Raw genomic sequence first — 17305 nt, forward strand, 5'->3', positions numbered from 1 at the left:
CTGGCACTGCGACCAGCCTGGAACCTGCCTGAAGGTTTTCTGAAAGTCACTCCCCGGCTTCGGGCGCCTCCGGCAACAGCGGCAGCTTGACCCGGAAGGTCGCCCCGCCGCCCGGGGTCTCGACCACCTCCACCGTGCCGCGGTGGGCGGAGACCAGCGCGGCGACGATGGCCAGCCCGAGCCCGGTGCTGGTCGGCCCGCCGGCCCGGCGGGTCCGCGCGGCGTCCACCCGGTAGAACCGCTCGAAGACCCGTTCGGCCTGCTCGGGGGTGAGGCCCGGACCGGTGTCCGCGACCTCCACCACGGCCAGGTTGCCCGGCTCCACCCGCAGTCGCAGGGTCACCGAGGTGTCCGGTGGGGTGTGGGTGAGCGCATTGGTCATCAGGTTGCCGATCACCTGCCGCAGCCGCGCGTCGTCGCCGAGCACCACCAGCGAGCCGGCGCCGGGCTCGATCTCCAGCTCGATCGGGCGTTCCGGGTCGACCGCGCGGGCCGCCTGGACCGCGTCGGAGGCGAGCACCGGCAGCTCCACCGGGGCCAGCGTGATCGGCCGCTCCCGGTCCATCCGGGCCAGCAGCAGCAGGTCCTCCACGAGCAGCCCCATCCGGGCCGCCTCGTCCTCGATCCGGCGCAGCAGGCCGGCGGTCTGCTCGGGCTGCCGCGCCGCGCCCTGGCGGTAGAGCTCGGCGAAGCCGCGGATGGTGGTCAGCGGGGTGCGCAGCTCGTGCGACGCGTCCGCGATGAACTGCCGCATCCGTTCCTCGGAGCGCCGGGCCCGGGCCTCGGACGCCTGGGCCGAGGCCGCCGCGTCCCGGGCGCCGACCTCCGCGCTGCGGGCCGCCGCCTCGGACGCCGCCCGGGCGGTGAAGGCCGCCTCGATCTGCGCCAGCATGGCGTTCAGCGCGCGGGAGAGCCGGCCCAGCTCGGAGGTCGGGCAGGCGCGCCCCTGCTCCGGGTCGGGCACCCGTCGGCTCAGGTCGCCGCCGGCGATGGCCGCCGCGGTCCGCTCGATCTCCACCAGCGGTTTGAGACTGGTACGCACGATGCCCGCGCCCACCGAGGCCAGGATGATCAGCACCGCCCCGCCGACCAGCAGATCGATCCAGACCAGCTGCCGGACGGCGAGGTCGACGTCGGTGAGGTTCTGCCCGATCACGGTGTAGGTGTCATCGTCGACCTGCCTGATCATGAGCCGCCAGCGAACCCGCTTGTCCGCCCCGTCGGTGGTGAACGCGGCGCGGTTGGCGTGCCGGTCGTACCAGGACTGCTGGCCGAGACCGGCGGGCAGGTCGTCGGCAATCAGCGACTTGTCCCGGGCCACCCGGCCGGCCTGGTCGGTCCGGCTCCACTGGGCGAGCAGGTAGTCGGTGGGGAGCTGGTTGACCGTCTGCTGGTTGATCGTGATGCCCTGGCCGAGCTGGTCGCTCAGCTCGCCGTCGATCCGGTCGATCAGGTAGTTGTGCAGGAAGTACGCGGTGAGCGAGCTGATCACGACCAGGGCCGCCGCCACCAGGGCCAGCACCGCGGCGACCAGCTTGACCCGCAGCGGGATCGTGCGCAGCCAGCCCTTCGCGTCGTGGACGGCGTTCACGCCGCCGGCTTGCGCAGCACGTAACCGACCCCGCGCAGCGTGTGGATCAGCCGCGGCTGGGTGTTGTCGACCTTGCGCCGCAGGTAGGAGATGTACGACTCGACGATGTTGTCGTCGCCCCGGAAGTCGTAGTTCCAGACGTGGTCCAGGATCTGCGCCTTGGAGAGCACCCGGTTGGCGTTGAGCATCAGGTAGCGCAGCAGCTTGAACTCGGTCGGCGAGAGCTGCACCCGCTGGCCGGCCCGGTGCACCTCGTGGGTCTCCTCGTCCAACTCAAGGTCGGCGAAGGTGAGCCGGGAGGGGGCGTGCTCGCCGGTGGCGGTCCGCCGCAGCACCGCCCGGATCCGGGCGGTCAACTCCTCCAGGCTGAACGGCTTGGTGACGTAGTCGTCGCCGCCCAGGGTCAGGCCGCGGATCTTGTCATCGGTGGCGTCCCGGGCGGTCAGGAACACCACCGGGGTGCGCGTGCCGCCCTCCCGGAGCATCCGGATGACCTCGAAGCCGTCGAGGTCGGGCAGCATCACGTCGAGCACGACCAGGTCGGGCCGGTGGTCCTTGGCCGCGTTCAGCGCCGCGCTGCCGCTCGTCGCGGTGGCGACGTCGAAACCCGCGAACCGCAGGCTCGCGGAGAGCAGTTCGAGGATGTTCGGGTCGTCCTCGACGACGAGCAGTCGGGCCTCGGTCTGGGTAGCCACCATGTGGCCCATCATCCGCGCTCTGGCTGCGGTCGCGCTGGGTGGATCCTGGAAACAAGCTGTGAGCCGGGCCGGTTAGCGGAGCAGCCGCCGCAGCCCGTCCAGCGCCCCGTCCAGCAGCCGGATCGCCGTACGGAGCTGGTTGTCGGTGAGCCGGCCGGCGCGCACCAGCGCCCCGACCTCGACGGTGAACGCGGCGAGCCGCTGGTCGAACTCGGTGAGCAGCGGCGACTCGGTGGCGGCCGGACGGCCACCGCCGGCGGCGGGCCGGCTGGGCGGCGGCTCCCAACGGGTGCGCCGGGTCTGCCGGGCCGCCTCGCGCAGTTCCCGCTTCAGGTCGCGGACCGAGCCGCGTACCTCGGTCTGGATCTCCCCGGCCAGGGCGGAGAGGTCCTCGACGGAGGCGGTGATGTCGGATTCCAGGGTGGCCAGCTCGCCGGCGCGCTGCCGCAGTTCGGCCCGGCCGGCCTCGGTGATCTCGTACACCTTGCGACCACCGGCGGCGGTGTGGGTGACCAGGCCCTCGACCTCCAGCCGCTGCAGCCGGGGGTAGATGGTGCCGGCACTCGGCGCGTACAGGCCGAGGAAACGGTCCTCCAGCAGGCGGATCAGCTCGTAGCCGTGCTTCGGCCCGTCGTCGAGGAGCTTGAGCAGGTAGAGCCGGAGCCGGCCGTGGCTGAACACGGCGGTCACGGCAGCTCCTCCAGGTCGTCGTCCTCGACGGGCCGGGCCAGCAGCGCGATGCTGCCGGACGTCGCGGACGCCTGGAGCTTACCCGCGCCGGCCCCGAGCACCCCGTGGCTGTCCTTGATCGAGCCGAATCCGGAGCCGCCGCCGACCTGGGGGAAGCCGCTGGTGATCCGGCCGGAGGTGGTGTGCAGGTGGACGGCGAGATCGCTGTCCTCGCGGACCCGCACGGTGATGCTGCCGGAGATGGTGCTGAGGCGGATGTCGCTGTCCCGGGGATTGTCCAGGTCGCAGGTGATCGATCCGGAGACCGCGTGGGCCCGCACCCGCTCGGGTGCGCTGTCGGCGAGGATCAACTCGCCGGAGACCGTCTCCAGGTCCAGGTCGCCGCCCACACCGAGCGCCTCCACTGGCCCCGAGGTGACCTTCGCGGTGGTGCGACCGCGCAGCCCCATCAGGGTGACCTGGCCCGAGGTGACATCGACCCGGGTCTCCCGGCGCAGGCCGGAGGCGACCAGCGAGCCGTCCACCAGGTGCAGGTCGGCCAGCACGTCGGCGGGCACGGCGACGGAGACCTCGGCACGGAACCGCCGGCCGAGCTGGCCGAGCCACCAGAGCAGCCCGGGCCAGCGCGGAGGTCGCTCGTGGCCGACGCTGAGCCGGCCGTCGCGGAACTCCACCAGGACCGGTCGCCGGCTGACCCGGGTGACGTCGACCCGGGCCGGGCCGTCGGTGCCCACCACGTTGAGCCGGCCGCTGATCAGGTGGACGTCCAGTCGGGTGACCGGTTCGTCCAGCGTGATCCGCTGCGGGCTGTCGACCTTCCAGCTGGCCATGGCGTCCTCCCCTCGGTGACGTACCGACCGACGGCACGTCGAGCGACGGGGAGCAGCATAACGCGATACATCGCGACTGAACAAGACTGTCGCGACTGTGTCGCGTACCGGTCAGGCGGCCAGGTCGACCTCCCGGCCCGGGTACCGCCGCCCGGTCGGGAGCGCGGAGCCACCGACCAGCACGGGCGCGGCCGGTCCGACCCGCCGGCGCGGCGTCACCGGCGGCGCGATCGGCCGGGCCGGCGTCAGGTGGACGGCCGACTCGGCGGCGCGGGCCAGCACCCGTCGGTCCGCGTCCGGGACCGCGTGCAGCGCGGCCGCCACCCCGAGCGTCACGGTCAGGTCCCGGGCGGCCAGCACCCGGCGCACCGAAGCCCAGAGCGTCTCCTCGCCGAGGAAGGCGGCGAGCGTGGTGGGGTCGCCGGCGTACCGGTAGCTCAGCCGGAGCGGGACGACCGGCGCACCGGCGTCCACCGCGGCCTGGAACAACGCCGGCCGGAACCCGCGGGCGGGCCGGCAGCCGGGCATCGCGCCGCACCAGGTGGTGCCCTCGGGGAATACCGCCACCGAGTGGCCGGCGCGCAACGCGGCGGCCACCCCACCGACCGTGGCCGGCAGGTCGCGCGGCCGGGACCGGTCCACGAAGATCGTGCCGGCGGCGGCGGCCAGGACACCGACCACCGGCCACTCCCGCACCTCCCGCTTGGCGAGCATCCGGGCCGGCGCGACCGCGAGCACCGCGAGGATGTCCAACCAGGAGACGTGGTTGGCGACCAGCAGGGCCCGGCGGCGGGGCAGCCGGCCCCGCACCGTCAGCCGGACCCCGAGGGCCCGCAGGGTCCCCCGGGCCCAGCCGCGCAGCGCGGCCCGCCGGTCCCGGGCCGGTAGCACCGGCAGGACCGCGGCCAACCCGACGCCGACCAGCAGCATCCCGACCATCCCGAGCAGCCGGGCGACCCGGCGGGCGGGCGGCACCGCGGGGTCGGTGGCCACCGGCAGGCAGTACGGGCCGCAGCCCGAACTCGGCCGCCACAGGTCGAAGGTGCTCACGACGGCTCCCCGCCCAGGAAGTGCCGCAGGTAGCGGGGGTTCAGCCGGTCCAGCGAGAAGAGCACGTAGAAGTCGGCGCAGCCGAAGTCCGGGTCGTACGCCGGCTCCCCGCAGACCCAGGCGCCGAGCCGCAGGTAGCCGCGGAGCAGCGGCGGCACCAGGGCCCGGCGCTCGGCCGGCGACAACTCCAGCTCGGCGCGTCTGTCGCCACGCCCCGGCCCGGAGCCGTCGGGCGACAGGGTGGCCGGGTCGACGGCGCCGGCCGCGGCCTCGGCGAACCACGGCCGAACCGGCGTCACCCGCAGCGGCGGCGGGGCCAGGTGCCTGGCGGTGACCTGAGCCCACACCTCGGCGGCTGCGGTCCCACCGTCGGCGACCGGCACCGAGGCGCAGCCGCCGAGCCAGCGCGATCCGCGCAGGTGCAGGTAGCGGGTGATGCCGGCCCACATCAGGTTGATCACGGCACCGGAGCGGTGGTCCGGGTGCACGCAGGAGCGGCCCGCCTCGACCAGGTCGTCGCGGAGCGGGGCCAACGCGGTCAGGTCGAACTCGCTGTCGGAGTAGCGCCGCTCGGTGCGTCCCGGCGGGAGCAGTCGGTACGTGCCGACCACCTCGTCGGTGCCCTCCCGCAGCACCACCAGGTGGTCGCAGTGGGCGTCGAACTCGTCGATGTCGAGCCCGGCGTCGTCTGGGGACAGGGTGGCGCCGAGCTCGGTGGCGAACACCTCGTGACGCAGGCGTTGCGCGGCCGCGACCAGGGTGGGGTCGTCGGCGATCAGCAGGGTGTATCCGCTGGTCGTTAGGGGTGCGCCAGCGGCGTGCAGAACGGCCATGGGACCTGTGTAAGGGCTGCGGTTGCCGCCCCTGGGGACGAGGAGCGTCGATCCGGTGAACGCCGACCGACACTCCGCCCCCGACCCCGCCCGATCGGGGCACGCATGTGGTGCGCCGGGCGGTTCGTCCGGTCCGGCCCGGCCCTCATGATCGGCCGGGTGGAGGCGGTGCGGGCGGGCGTGCGAGGCTGCGGAGGTGGGGCGGCGAAGGGGCCGGCCCACGCGGACCGGCTGGAGGGCGGGCATGATCATCAAGTCGCGGTTCCACGGACCGGCCGGGTCGGGCAACGGCGGGTGGAGCGCCGGAGTGTTCGCGGCGGCGGTCGACGACCGGGGCCCGGTGGAGGTCACCCTGCGCAAGCCGCCGCCGTTGGAGACCCCGCTGACCGCGGTCGACGGCGAGGTCCGCGATCCGGACGGCCAGGTGATCGCCCAGGTACGCCGGGTCGAGGAGTTCAACGCCGTGGTGCCGCCGGTGGACCGGCCCACCGCCGAGGCCGCCGCAAAGGCGTACCCGGGGCTGGTGGAGCACCCCTTTCCGGGCTGCTACGTGTGCGGCCCGGAGAACCCGGACGGGCTGCGGATCTTTCCCGGCCGGCTGCCGGACGGGCGGACCGCCGCGCCGTTCCGCGCCCCGGAGCAGGTGGTGCCGGCGACCGTCTGGGCCGCGCTGGACTGCCCCGGCGGCTGGGCGGTGATCGCTCCCGGCCGCCCGTACGTCCTGGGCCGGATCGCCGCGGTGGTCCGGGCGCTGCCGCGCCCCGGCGACGAGTGCGTCGTGACCGGCGCGATGGTCGGCGGCGAGGGCCGCAAGGCCGAGGTCCACTCCAGTCTCTACGGCCCCGCCGGTGACCTGCTCGGATACGCCCGCGCCACCTGGATCGCGCTGCCGCCGGCCTGACCTCCCTCCACAGGACGACCGCCGCCCGCCCGGCGGGCGGCGGACCTGTGCGTCCCGGCCGATTGACCCACTTGCCTGCGGTTGCCAGGCTGTGCCACGGCGCCCCCGCAACGGCGTCCCCACCGTGCGCGCCCGCGCGCCGTGGCAGGAGAGGAGAACGATGTCCGACGGGCAGTGGAGCCCCAACGCCGGGACCGGCCAGATCGTGGTGTCCGGACTGACGAAGCAGTACAAGAACGTCCGGGCGGTCGACAATCTGTCCTTCACCGTCCAACCCGGTCGGGTGACCGGCTTCCTCGGCCCGAACGGCGCCGGTAAGACGACCACCCTGCGCATGTTGCTCAACCTGGTCACGCCCACCGCCGGTGAGGCCACCATCGGCGGCCACCGGTACGCCGACCTGACCAACCCGCTGCAGTCGGTGGGGGCGGTGCTGGAGGCGTCCAGCGCGCACAAGGGCCGCACCGGGATCAACCACCTGCGGGTGATCTGCGCCGCCGCCGGCCTGCCCCGGCAGCGGGCCGACGAGGCGCTCGCGCTGGTCGGGCTCACCCCCGCGGCGAAGCGCAAGTTCAAGGGCTATTCGCTGGGCATGAAGCAGCGGCTCGGCATCGCCGCCGCGATGCTCGGCAACCCGCAGGTGCTCATTCTCGACGAGCCGGCCAACGGCCTGGACCCGGAGGGGATCCGCTGGATGCGCGGCTTCCTCAAGGGGCTGGCCGCCGAGGGGCGGACCGTGCTGGTCTCCAGCCACCTCCTCTCCGAGATGCAGCTGCTCGCCGACGACGTGGTGATCATCGCGGCCGGCAAGCTGGTCCGGCAGGGTCCGGTGGACCAGGTGATCGGTTCGATGGCGCACGGCGGGCGGGTGCGGGTACGCACCCCGCAGGCCGAGGAGCTGACCGTCGCGCTACGCGAGCAGTCGGCCACGGTGGACCCCGACGGCCACGGCGCGCTGCTGGTCAGCGGGGTGGACGCCCCGACCGTGGGCCGGGTGGCCCTGGCCGCCAAGGTGGAGCTGCACGAGCTGACCACCGAGCGTCCCGACCTGGAGGGGGTCTTCCTCGAACTGACGGCCGGAAAGGCGGAGATCCGATGAACCTGGTCCGGTCCGAGCTGCTCAAGATCCGCACCACCGCCACCTGGTGGTTGTTCGGCATCGGGGCGCTGGTCACCCTGGCGCTGGCGTTCCTGGTCAACGCCATCAACGCGAACTTCAGCCTGAGCGGTGCGCAGGACCTGGAGGGCGTCTCGCCCGAGCAGGCCGAGCAGATCCGGGCCGCCTCGAGCGAGGTCTACCAGGCGGCGAACCTGTTCACCTCGGGGCAGTACTTCGGGCTGCTCTTCGTGCTGCTGCTGGGCATCCTGGTGGTGACCAACGAGTTCTACCACCAGACCGCGACCACCACCTTCCTGACCATGCCCCGCCGGACCGTGGTGGTGGGCGCGAAGCTGGTCACCGCCGCCCTGTCCGGGGCGCTGCTCTGGCTGGTCACCACCGTGCTCACCGTGCCGGCGACGCTGATCTTCTTCAGCGTGAAGGGCTGGGACGCCCACTTCGGCTCCTGGGACGTGACCCGGGCGATCCTGCTCAACCTGCTCGCGTACGTGCTGTGGGGCATCCTCGGCGTCGGCTTCGGCGTGCTGATCCGCAGCCAGATCGGCGCCACCGTCACCGCCGTGGTGCTCTATCTCGTCGGCACCACCGCCGCGAACCTGGTCTTCTTCCTGCTCCAGCAGTGGCTGAAGCAGGACTGGATCAGCAAGCTCGCGGTGATCGTGCCGTCGACCGCCTCGCAGCTCATGATCAGCGGCACCGAACTGCCCGGCAACCCGCCCCAGTGGGTGGGCGCGGCCGTGCTGATCGGGTACGCCGCGGTCACCGCCGCCGTCGGCACCGCCATCATGCGGCGGCGCGACATCGCCTGAGCCACCCGTGCCGAACCGACCCCGGCCGGTGACCGAGCGTCACCGGCCGGAGCCGTTCGCCACAGCGGGCCCGCCACCCCGGGGCCGGTGATGCCGGCTCTATCAGGAGTCGACGGAACACGCAGGGTTTGCCGAACTTCTGGCATCTTCTGTGAAACGGACCACCAGCCGGAGGCGAGAATGCCTGGGCCATTCCCACGGCGTAGCCTGGGACCCGTCTCTCGTGTGCCCGTTTCCGGCACGGGATGACACCGCGTGACATTACGAACCCGCGTGAAAGAGGCGATTAGCGGCCGTGTCGACCCAGCAGACTTCGCAGGAGAACCCACTGGCGGGTTTCGGCCCGAACGAGTGGATCGTCGAGGAGATGTACCAGCGCTATCTCGCCGACCCCTCGAGCGTCGACTCGGCCTGGCACGATTTCTTCGCCGACTACCGACCCTCCCCCGGCGCCGCCACCCCGCGCCCGGACGGCCCGGCCAAGCCGGCCGCCAAGCCGGAGCCCGCCGAGCAGCAGGAGGCGGTGGCCACCGTCACCCAGCAGCCGGCCGCCAAGCCCGCCGCGCCCAAGCCCGCCGCCAAGCCCGCCAAGCCCGCCGAGGCGGCCCCGGCGAAGAAGGCCGCCCCGGCCAAGCCGGCCGCCAAGGCCCCGGCCGCGACCGCCGCCGGCACCACCCCGCTGCGCGGGATCGCCGCCAAGATCGTCCAGAACATGGACGCCTCGCTCTCGGTGCCGACCGCGACCAGCGTCCGCGCGGTCCCGGCGAAGCTGCTGGTCGACAACCGCATCGTCATCAACAACCACCTGGCCCGGGGTCGCGGCGGCAAGGTGAGCTTCACCCACCTCATCGGGTACGCGCTGGTCCGGGCGCTGGTCGAGCACCCGGAGATGAACAACTCCTACGCCGAGGTCGACGGCAAGCCGGCGATGGTCCGCCCGGAGCACGTCAACCTGGGCATCGCGATCGACCTGGCCAAGCCGGACGGCTCCCGCAACCTGGTGGTGCCCTCCATCAAGGCCTGCGAGCAGATGGACTTCCGGCAGTTCTGGCAGGCGTACGAGGACGTGGTCCGGCGCGCCCGCCGCAACGAGCTGACCATGGACGATTACGCCGGCACCACCATCTCGCTGACCAACCCGGGCGGCATCGGCACGGTCCACTCGATCCCGCGCCTGATGCAGGGCCAGAGCGCCATCATCGGCGTCGGCGCCATGGAGTACCCGGCGCCGTACCAGGGCATGGGCGAGGCCACCCTGGCCGAGATGGCGGTCAGCAAGGTCACCACGCTGACCAGCACGTACGACCACCGGATCATCCAGGGCGCCCAGTCCGGCGAGTTCCTGAAGGTGATGCACGAGCTGCTGCTCGGCGAGCGCGGTTTCTACGACCAGATCTTCACCTCGCTGCGCATCCCGTACGAGCCGGTGCGCTGGATGCAGGACGTGGCCGTCAACTCCGAGGGCCAGATCAACAAGACCGCGCGGGTGCACGAGCTGATCCACGCGTACCGGGTGCGCGGCCACCTGATGGCCGACACCGACCCGCTGGAGTTCAAGATCCGCAAGCACCCGGACCTGGACGTCCTCCAGCACGGGCTGACCCTGTGGGACCTGGACCGGGTCTTCCCGGTCAACGGCTTCGCCGCCAAGCAGCGGATGAAGCTGCGCGAGATCCTCGGCGTGCTGCGCGACTCGTACTGCCGCCGGGTCGGCATCGAGTACATGCACATCCAGGACCCGGAGGAGCGGCGCTGGCTCCAGGAACGGGTCGAGCGCAAGTACGAGAAGCCGACCCGGGACGAGCAGAAGCACGTGCTCAACCGGCTCAACGCCGCCGAGGCGTTCGAGACCTTCCTGCAGACGAAGTACGTCGGCCAGAAGCGCTTCTCGCTGGAGGGCGGCGAGTCGCTGATCCCGCTCCTCGGCGAGGTCCTGGAGTGCTCCGCCGAGGCCGGCCTCGACGAGGTCGTCATCGGCATGGCCCACCGGGGCCGGCTCAACGTGCTGGCCAACATCGTCGGCAAGCCGTACGAGAAGATCTTCTCCGAGTTCGAGGGGCACCTCGACCCGCGCTCCACCCAGGGCTCGGGCGACGTGAAGTACCACCTCGGCCAGAACGGCAAGTTCAGCACCCCGGACGGCGAGCACGCGGTCAAGGTCTCGGTGGTGGCGAACCCGTCGCACCTGGAGGCCGTGGACCCGGTGCTGGAGGGCATCGTCCGGGCCAAGCAGGACCGGATCGACCTCAAGCTTGAGGGCTACACCGTGCTGCCGCTGGCGGTGCACGGTGACGCCGCCTTCGCCGGGCAGGGCGTGGTCGCCGAGACGCTGAACCTGTCCCAGCTGCGCGGCTACCGCACCGGTGGCACGGTGCACGTGGTGGTCAACAACCAGGTCGGCTTCACCACCGCCCCGGAGTACAGCCGGTCCAGCCTCTACAGCACCGACGTGGCCCGGATGATCCAGGCGCCGATCTTCCACGTGAACGGCGACGACCCCGAGGCCGTCGTGCGGGTGGCCCGGCTCGCCTTCGAGTACCGGCAGGCGTTCAACAAGGACGTCGTGATCGACATGGTCTGCTACCGCCGGCGCGGGCACAACGAGGGCGACGACCCGTCGATGTCCAACCCGCAGATGTACCAGATCATCGACTCGAAGCGGTCGGTCCGGAAGCTCTACACCGAGGAGCTCATCGGGCGGGGTGACATCACCGTGGAGGACGCGGAGGAGCTGCTGCGCGACTATCAGGCGCAGCTCGAGCGGGTCTTCAAGGCCACCCGGGACGCCGCCACCACGCCGCGCCAGCTCAGCCGGCCGCCGCGGCTCGTGGAGCCGGAGCCGGTGGTCGAGACCGCCACCGACGCCGCGGTCGTCAAGGCGATCGGCGAGGCGCACGTCAACCTGCCGGAGGGCTTCACCCCGCACAAGCGGATCCAGCAGCTGCTGGACCGGCGGGCGAAGATGTCCGTCGAGGGCAACATCGACTGGGGTTACGGCGAGATCATCGCGTTCGGCTCGCTGCTGCACGACGGGGTCACCGTCCGGCTCGCCGGGCAGGACTCCCGCCGGGGCACCTTCGTCCAGCGGCACGCCTCGATCGTCGACGCGAAGACCGGCGACGACTACCTGCCGTTGAAGTCTCTCACCGCCGACGGCGAGCGGTCCCGCTTCTTCGTGCACGATTCGCTGCTGTCCGAGTACGCCGCGATGGGCTTCGAGTACGGCTACTCGGTGGAGAACGTCAACGCGCTGGTCTGCTGGGAGGCCCAGTTCGGCGACTTCGTCAACGGCGCCCAGTCGGTGATCGACGAGTTCATCTCGTCCGGCGAGGTGAAGTGGGGCCAGCGCTCCGCGGTCACCCTGCTGCTGCCGCACGGCCACGAGGGCCAGGGCCCGGACCACACCTCCGGCCGCCCGGAGCGCTTCCTCCAGCTCTGCGCCGAGGACAACATGCGGGTAGCCGTCCCCACCACCCCGGCGAACTACTTCCACCTGCTGCGGCGTCAGGCCCTGTCGTCGAAGCGCAAGCCGCTGGTGGTGTTCACGCCGAAGTCGCTGCTGCGCCACAAGCTCTGCGTGTCGCCGGTGGAGGACTTCACCACGGGCACCTTCCAGCCGGTCCTGGCCGACACCGCCGCCCCGGCGCCGGAGCAGGTGAAGCGGGTGCTGCTCTGCTCGGGCAAGGTCTACTACGACCTGTTCCAGGCCCGCCAGGAGCGGGGCGTCACCGACACCGCGATCATCCGGATGGAGCAGCTCTACCCGCTGCCCGTCGAGGAGGTCCGGGCCGCGCTGGCGCAGTACCCGAACGCCGAGGACTTCGCCTGGGTCCAGGAGGAGCCGGCCAACCAGGGTGCCTGGTCGTTCGTCGCGCTCAACCTGCTGGAGCACCTGCCCGAGGTCCGGCTGCGCCGGATCTCCCGCCCGGCCGCCGCCGCTCCGTCAGTCGGCTCGGCGAAGATGCACGAGGTCGAGCAGAACGCGCTGATCGAGGCGGCTCTCCCCCGCCCGTGACCTGACCGCACCGCGAGCACCGGGGCAGCGACCGTACGACGGCCGCTGCCCCGCCTCGTGTGACGGCCCCGTATCCCGAGAGGACGAACCGTGTACTTCACCGACCGTGGCATCGAGGAGCTGGTCGAGCGCCGAGGCGACGAGCAGGTCAGCCTGGAGTGGCTGGGCGAGCGGCTGCGCGACTTCGTCGACCTGAACCCGGAGTTCGAGACGCCGGTCGAGCGCTTCGCGACCTGGCTGGCCCGGCTGGACGACGAGGACGACGAGTAGTCGTCCGGCGTTCAGCGCTCCGCTGCCGCGACCAGGCGCAGGTACCGTTCGACAACCGCCGTCGTGCGCTCGACGTCACCGGTGGCCAGGAGATCGAGGAGGGCACCGCGCAGCACCGCCAGGCCGAGGGCCCCGGCCGTCGCGTCGTTGCCGTGGGGGCCGGACAGCGCGGTCAGCAGGCCGGGCCAGTCGTCGACCGTCTGCCGGGCGAAGCCGGCCCACGGCCCGTCCGGCTCACTCAACGAGCCCGCAGCGTGGCCGTGAGATCCGCTGCGCCGCCGGCGTCCCGGACCCGCCCCAGCGCGGCCAGTTCGTCGACCCGGGCCCGGGCGAGCAGGGGCGGATCAGCCCGTCCCTGGATCCGAAGAGGAAGAGCAGGACTGGTGCCGTCCGAAACGTGACGCCCGGCCGTGGACGGTCGACGATTGACACGGCCGCCCTCCGGCGCGTCCACTGGAGTGCAGCGCCCAGGTCCGGCGAGGACGCGCCGGGCCGGCGCCGCCGGGCCCGGGGAGGCGGAGATGAATCCCGAAGCTCGCACGCCGCCGCAGGACGCGGTGACCGTCCGCCGCCTGCGGCTCGGCATCGGCTCGGTGGGCATCGCCCTGCCGGTCGTGCTGATCGTCGGCCACCTTCTGGTGACCCGCCGGTTCACCCTGCTGGACTCGCTCAGCGGCTACTACCATACCGAGATGCGGGACGTCTTCGTCGGCTCGCTGTGCGCTGTCGGGGTCTTCCTGATCGCCTACCGGTACCGCTGGCCGGACGACGCGCTGGGCACCGTCGCCGGGCTCCTGGCGATCGCGGTGGCGCTCTTTCCCACCACGGTGGGCGCGCCGGCCGGCACCACCAGCCACAGCGACCGGATGGTCGGCGTGGTGCACCAGGTCGCCGCCGCAGGGCTGTTCCTGCTCCTCGCCGGCTTCTGCCTCTTCCTCTTCACCCGCCCCGACCGGGTCGGGGTGCCGCCGCGCCCGTCGGCCGTGCGGCTATACCGCGTCTGCGGCGGACTCATCCTGGTGGCGGTCACCCTCGCGCTGGCGAGCACCCTGCTGCCCGCCGACGTGCGGCACACGGTGAAGCCGGTGCTCTGGTGCGAGACCGTCGCCGTGTTCGCCTTCGGCGCGGCCTGGGTGGCGAAGAGCGACGCGCTGTTCCGGGCCGCCCGGCCCGGGCCGAAGGACCCGGGCGAGGCACAGCGCGATCTTGTAGCGTGAGGTCGTGGCGCGCAGCGTGTATCTGACCAGCGTGGGGTCGGGCGGGGGCAAGTCGACGGTCGCGCTCGGGCTGGCCGAGCTGCTGTCCCGTCAGGTCGAGCGGATCGGCGCGTTCCGGCCGCTGGTCGCGGATCGCGGCCCGGACCAGATCCTCGCCCTGCTCACCGAGCGCTACCGGGTGGAGCTGCCGGTCGACGAGCTGTACGGCTGCACGTACGCCGAGGCGACGGCGCTGGTCGCGGACGGCCGGCGGGAGGAGCTGATCTCGCGGATCGTGGCCCGCTACCGGGAGGTGGAGCGGCGCTGCCCGGCGGTGGTCGTGGTGGGCAGCGACTTCGCCGACGGGGACGGCGCCGGGCCGCGTGAGCTGGCCTTCAACGCCCGGCTGGCGACCGAGTTCAGCAGCGTGGTGGTGCCGGTGATCGACGGGTTCGGCCAGCGGCCCGAGGCGATCGCCGCGGCGGCCCGAGGCGCGTACCACGACCTGGAGGACCTGGGGGCGACGGTGGTGGCGGTGGTCGCCAACCGGGTGCCGGAGCCGATGGCCCTGCCCGAGCTGCCCGTCCCCGCGTACGCGATCCCGGAGGTGCCGACCGTGTCGGCGCCGACGGTGGCCGAGGTGGCGGCGGCGCTCGGTGCCACCCTGCTCACCGGCGACCAGGCCGCGCTGGAGCGGGACGTGCTCGACTACGTGGTGGGCGCGGCGCACGTGCCCACCCTGCTCGACCATCTGACCGACGGGGCATTGATGATCACTCCCGGCGACCGGGCCGACCTGCTGGTGGCGGCGAGTGCCGCACACGTGGCCGGGCAGGTCTCGGTGGCCGGGCTGGTGCTCACCCTCGGCGAGCAGCCGGACCCGCGCGTGATGCGGCTCGTCGAAGGGCTGAACACCGGCCTGGCGGTGCTCTCCGTGACCAGCGACAGCTACGACACGGTCGCGGCGTCCAGCCGGATCGAGGGCCGGCCCAGCGTGGCGAACCCGCGCAAGGTGGAGGCCGCGCTCGGCGCCTTCGAACGCTGCGTGGACACCGTCGACCTGGCCCGCCGGCTGCGGGTCAGCCGCTCGGCACGGGTCACCCCGCTGATGTTCGAGAACGATCTGATCGACCGGGCCCGGGCGGAGCGCCGTCGGCTGGTGCTGCCCGAGGGCACGGAGTCCCGCATCCTGCGGGCGGCCGAGGTCCTGCTGCGCCGGGGCGTGGCCGACCTGACCCTGCTCGGCCGCCCCGACGACGTCGCCCGGCGGACCCGGGAGCTGGGCATCGACGTCGGCGACGCGCAGGTGGTCGACCCGGTGACCAGCGAGTGGCGGGACGAGTTCGCCACGGAGTACGCGAAGCTCCGCGCGCACCGGGGCCTGACGGTCGAGCTCGCACACGACATCGTGGCCCAGCCCAACTACTTCGGCACGATGATGGTGCAGACCGGGCGGGCCGACGGCATGGTCTCCGGCGCCACCCACACCACGGCGGCCACCATCCGCCCGGCGTTCGAGATCATCCGTACCGTGCCGGGCGTCTCGGTGGCCTCCAGCGTCTTCTTCATGCTGCTCGCCGACCGGGTGCTGGTCTACGGCGACTGCGCGGTGAACCCGGATCCGGACGCCGCCCAGCTCGCCGACATCGCCATCTCCTCGGCCGACACCGCCGCCCGGTTCGGCATCGAGCCCCGGGTGGCGATGCTGTCGTACTCGACCGGTGACTCCGGCTTCGGCGCGGATGTGGAGAAGGTCGCGGCAGCCACCAAGCTGGTCCGGGAGCGTCGGCCGGAGCTGCTGGTGGAGGGGCCGATCCAGTACGACGCGGCGATCGACCCGCAGGTCGCGGCCACCAAGCTGCCGGACAGCCCGGTGGCGGGGCGGGCCACGGTGTTCATCTTCCCGGACCTGAACACCGGCAACAACACGTACAAGGCGGTGCAGCGTTCGGCCGGCGCGGTGGCGGTCGGCCCGGTCATGCAGGGCCTGCGCCGGCCGGTGAACGACCTGTCCCGCGGCGCCACCGTGGCGGACATCGTCAACACCGTGGCGATCACCGCCATCCAGGCTGCCGTCGAGGAGTCCCGATGAGTCGCATCCTGGTCCTCAACTGCGGGTCCTCATCCGTCAAGTACCGGCTGTACGACGGCGACGAGGTCCGCGACAAGGGCACCGTCGAGCGGGTCGGCGAACCGGGCGGCGGGCCGGCCGACCACGAGAGCGCGGTCCGGGGGATCATCGAGCGGCTCGACCTGGACGGGCTGGCCGGGGTCGGGCACCGGGTGGTGCACGGCGGCCGGAGGTTCAGCGAGCCGGTGCTGCTCGACGACGCCGTGATCACCGCGATCGAGGACCTCGTCCCGCTCGCTCCGCTGCACAACCCGGCAAACCTGGCCGGCATCCGGGTGGCTCGGGAGGCGCTGCCGGACACCCCGCAGGTCGCCGTCTTCGACACCGCGTTCCATCACACGCTCCCCGAGGCCGCCGCCACCTACGCGATCGACCGGGAGACCGCCGAGCGGTACGGCATCCGCCGGTACGGCTTCCACGGCACCTCGCACGCGTACGTGTCGCGCCGCACCGCGGAGCTGCTGGACCGGCCGTACGCCGAGCTGAACACGATCACCCTGCACCTGGGCAACGGGGCGAGCGCCTGCGCGGTCCGGGGCGGCCGGAGCGTGGCCACCTCGATGGGCATGTCCCCGCTGGAGGGCCTGGTGATGGGCACCCGCAGCGGCGACCTCGATCCGACGGTCATCTTCCACCTGCGCCGGGAGGCCGGGATGACCGTGGACGAGATCGACGACCTCCTGAACCATCGCAGCGGCCTGCTCGGTCTGACCGGGGCCAACGACATGCGCGAGGTGCTCTCCCGCCGGGACGCCGGCGACCCGGCCGCCGCGCTCGCCTTCGACGTCTACTGCCGCCGGATCACCCGGTACGTCGGCGGGTACTACGCCCTGCTGGGGCGGGTCGACGCGGTCACCTTCACGGCCGGGGTGGGCGAACACGCCACGGCGGTCCGCGAGGCGTCGCTGGCCGGCCTGGAACGGCTCGGCATCAGCGTCGACCCGGCCCGTAACGCGGGCAGCGGCGACCGGGTGATCTCCCCCGCCGGGACTGAGGTCACCGTCTGTGTGATCGGCACCGACGAGGAACGGGAGATCGCCCGGGAGACCCGGGAAGTGCTCGGCTCCCGCGCCTGAGGCCCCACGCCCGGGCGAGGCGCCCGGTCCCGGCGGGGCGGACACAAGGCTGTCCATCGCCTACGAACTTGATGTCGTGGACGATTCGCCGGCCG

General features: G+C 72.6%; 15 protein-coding genes. 8 read left to right on the plus strand and 7 right to left on the minus strand.

Translation table 11 applies throughout. The annotated features are described in order from the left end of the window. Positions 1–46: 46 nt before the first annotated feature. From ACL02O_RS20220 to ACL02O_RS20245, 6 genes are all read right to left on the minus strand, one after another. Positions 47–1591, minus strand: coding sequence for a sensor histidine kinase (locus ACL02O_RS20220; RefSeq protein ID WP_412819669.1), 1545 nt, complete (start codon positions 1589–1591; stop codon positions 47–49). After that, complete coding sequence (locus ACL02O_RS20225) at positions 1588–2289, minus strand: response regulator transcription factor (protein ID WP_046571468.1); 702 nt, start codon at positions 2287–2289, stop codon at positions 1588–1590. Before ACL02O_RS20225 ends, ACL02O_RS20220 begins: the two co-directional genes overlap by 4 nt. Positions 2290–2361: 72 nt before the next feature. Beyond that, a complete protein-coding gene (locus ACL02O_RS20230) occupies positions 2362–2979 on the minus strand; it encodes a PadR family transcriptional regulator (RefSeq protein ID WP_412819670.1) in 618 nt (205 codons plus the stop codon). Then, positions 2976–3809, minus strand: coding sequence for a DUF4097 family beta strand repeat-containing protein (locus ACL02O_RS20235; RefSeq protein ID WP_412819671.1), 834 nt, complete (start codon positions 3807–3809; stop codon positions 2976–2978). Before ACL02O_RS20235 ends, ACL02O_RS20230 begins: the two co-directional genes overlap by 4 nt. A gap of 111 nt (positions 3810–3920) precedes the next feature. Next, positions 3921–4859: a lysophospholipid acyltransferase family protein gene (locus ACL02O_RS20240; protein WP_412819672.1), complete on the minus strand. Its 939-nt coding sequence runs from the start codon at positions 4857–4859 to the stop codon at positions 3921–3923. Beyond that, positions 4856–5692 (minus strand): GNAT family N-acetyltransferase, encoded by an 837-nt coding sequence (locus tag ACL02O_RS20245; protein ID WP_412819673.1) that lies wholly within the window; start codon positions 5690–5692, stop codon positions 4856–4858. Before ACL02O_RS20245 ends, ACL02O_RS20240 begins: the two co-directional genes overlap by 4 nt. 244 nt (positions 5693–5936) lie before the next feature. Here ACL02O_RS20245 and ACL02O_RS20250 point away from each other — a divergent pair, with 244 nt between their 5' ends. The 5 genes from ACL02O_RS20250 (at position 5937) to ACL02O_RS20270 (ending at position 12807) form a co-directional block, all read left to right on the plus strand. Then, positions 5937–6593: a hypothetical protein gene (locus ACL02O_RS20250; RefSeq protein WP_412819674.1), complete on the plus strand. Its 657-nt coding sequence runs from the start codon at positions 5937–5939 to the stop codon at positions 6591–6593. A 160-nt stretch (positions 6594–6753) separates the two neighbouring features. Beyond that, a complete protein-coding gene (locus ACL02O_RS20255; RefSeq protein ID WP_412819675.1) occupies positions 6754–7692 on the plus strand; it encodes an ABC transporter ATP-binding protein in 939 nt (312 codons plus the stop codon). Next, a complete protein-coding gene (locus ACL02O_RS20260) occupies positions 7689–8522 on the plus strand; it encodes an ABC transporter permease subunit (RefSeq protein WP_412819676.1) in 834 nt (277 codons plus the stop codon). The genes ACL02O_RS20255 and ACL02O_RS20260 overlap by 4 nt, the downstream gene beginning before the upstream one ends. A 295-nt stretch (positions 8523–8817) precedes the next feature. Further along, the gene (locus tag ACL02O_RS20265) at positions 8818–12537 is read left to right on the plus strand and encodes a multifunctional oxoglutarate decarboxylase/oxoglutarate dehydrogenase thiamine pyrophosphate-binding subunit/dihydrolipoyllysine-residue succinyltransferase subunit (RefSeq protein ID WP_412819677.1); all 3720 of its coding nucleotides are present in this window, start codon (positions 8818–8820) and stop codon (positions 12535–12537) included. A 90-nt stretch (positions 12538–12627) separates the two neighbouring features. Beyond that, on the plus strand, positions 12628–12807 hold the full coding sequence (locus ACL02O_RS20270; RefSeq protein WP_091068787.1) for a DUF6104 family protein: 180 nt from the start codon (positions 12628–12630) through the stop codon (positions 12805–12807). A gap of 11 nt (positions 12808–12818) precedes the next feature. Here ACL02O_RS20270 and ACL02O_RS20275 read toward each other — a convergent pair whose 3' ends face one another. Continuing rightward, complete coding sequence (locus tag ACL02O_RS20275) at positions 12819–13049, minus strand: hypothetical protein (protein WP_412819678.1); 231 nt, start codon at positions 13047–13049, stop codon at positions 12819–12821. 279 nt (positions 13050–13328) lie between these two features. Here ACL02O_RS20275 and ACL02O_RS20280 point away from each other — a divergent pair, with 279 nt between their 5' ends. From ACL02O_RS20280 to ACL02O_RS20290, 3 genes are read left to right on the plus strand one after another with little or no spacing between them, the layout of a single operon-like run. Next, positions 13329–14024, plus strand: a complete 696-nt coding sequence (locus tag ACL02O_RS20280) for a DUF998 domain-containing protein (protein WP_412819679.1) — start codon at positions 13329–13331, stop codon at positions 14022–14024. 4 nt (positions 14025–14028) lie between these two features. Continuing rightward, entirely contained in the window at positions 14029–16095 is a 2067-nt protein-coding gene (gene pta / locus ACL02O_RS20285; protein WP_412819680.1) for a phosphate acetyltransferase, read from the plus strand. Next, positions 16092–17210, plus strand: a complete 1119-nt coding sequence (locus ACL02O_RS20290) for an acetate/propionate family kinase (RefSeq protein ID WP_412819681.1) — start codon at positions 16092–16094, stop codon at positions 17208–17210. Before pta ends, ACL02O_RS20290 begins: the two co-directional genes overlap by 4 nt. The last annotated feature ends 95 nt before the right edge of the window (positions 17211–17305 follow it).

It is taken from the genome of Micromonospora mangrovicola (assembly GCF_047200535.1).
Lineage (GTDB): Bacteria > Actinomycetota > Actinomycetes > Mycobacteriales > Micromonosporaceae > Micromonospora.

What these genes read in the sequence shown, in the direction of transcription:
- ACL02O_RS20280 (WP_412819679.1), top strand. Translation starts at nt 13,329, where the DNA reads ATGAATCCCGAAGCTCGCACGCCGCCGCAGGACGCGGTGACCGTCCGC.
- ACL02O_RS20245 (WP_412819673.1), bottom strand. Translation starts at nt 5,692, where the DNA reads ATGGCCGTTCTGCACGCCGCTGGCGCACCCCTAACGACCAGCGGATAC.
- ACL02O_RS20290 (WP_412819681.1), top strand. Translation starts at nt 16,092, where the DNA reads ATGAGTCGCATCCTGGTCCTCAACTGCGGGTCCTCATCCGTCAAGTAC.
- ACL02O_RS20225 (WP_046571468.1), bottom strand. Translation starts at nt 2,289, where the DNA reads ATGGTGGCTACCCAGACCGAGGCCCGACTGCTCGTCGTCGAGGACGAC.
- ACL02O_RS20260 (WP_412819676.1), top strand. Translation starts at nt 7,689, where the DNA reads ATGAACCTGGTCCGGTCCGAGCTGCTCAAGATCCGCACCACCGCCACC.
- ACL02O_RS20250 (WP_412819674.1), top strand. Translation starts at nt 5,937, where the DNA reads ATGATCATCAAGTCGCGGTTCCACGGACCGGCCGGGTCGGGCAACGGC.
- ACL02O_RS20235 (WP_412819671.1), bottom strand. Translation starts at nt 3,809, where the DNA reads ATGGCCAGCTGGAAGGTCGACAGCCCGCAGCGGATCACGCTGGACGAA.
- ACL02O_RS20255 (WP_412819675.1), top strand. Translation starts at nt 6,754, where the DNA reads ATGTCCGACGGGCAGTGGAGCCCCAACGCCGGGACCGGCCAGATCGTG.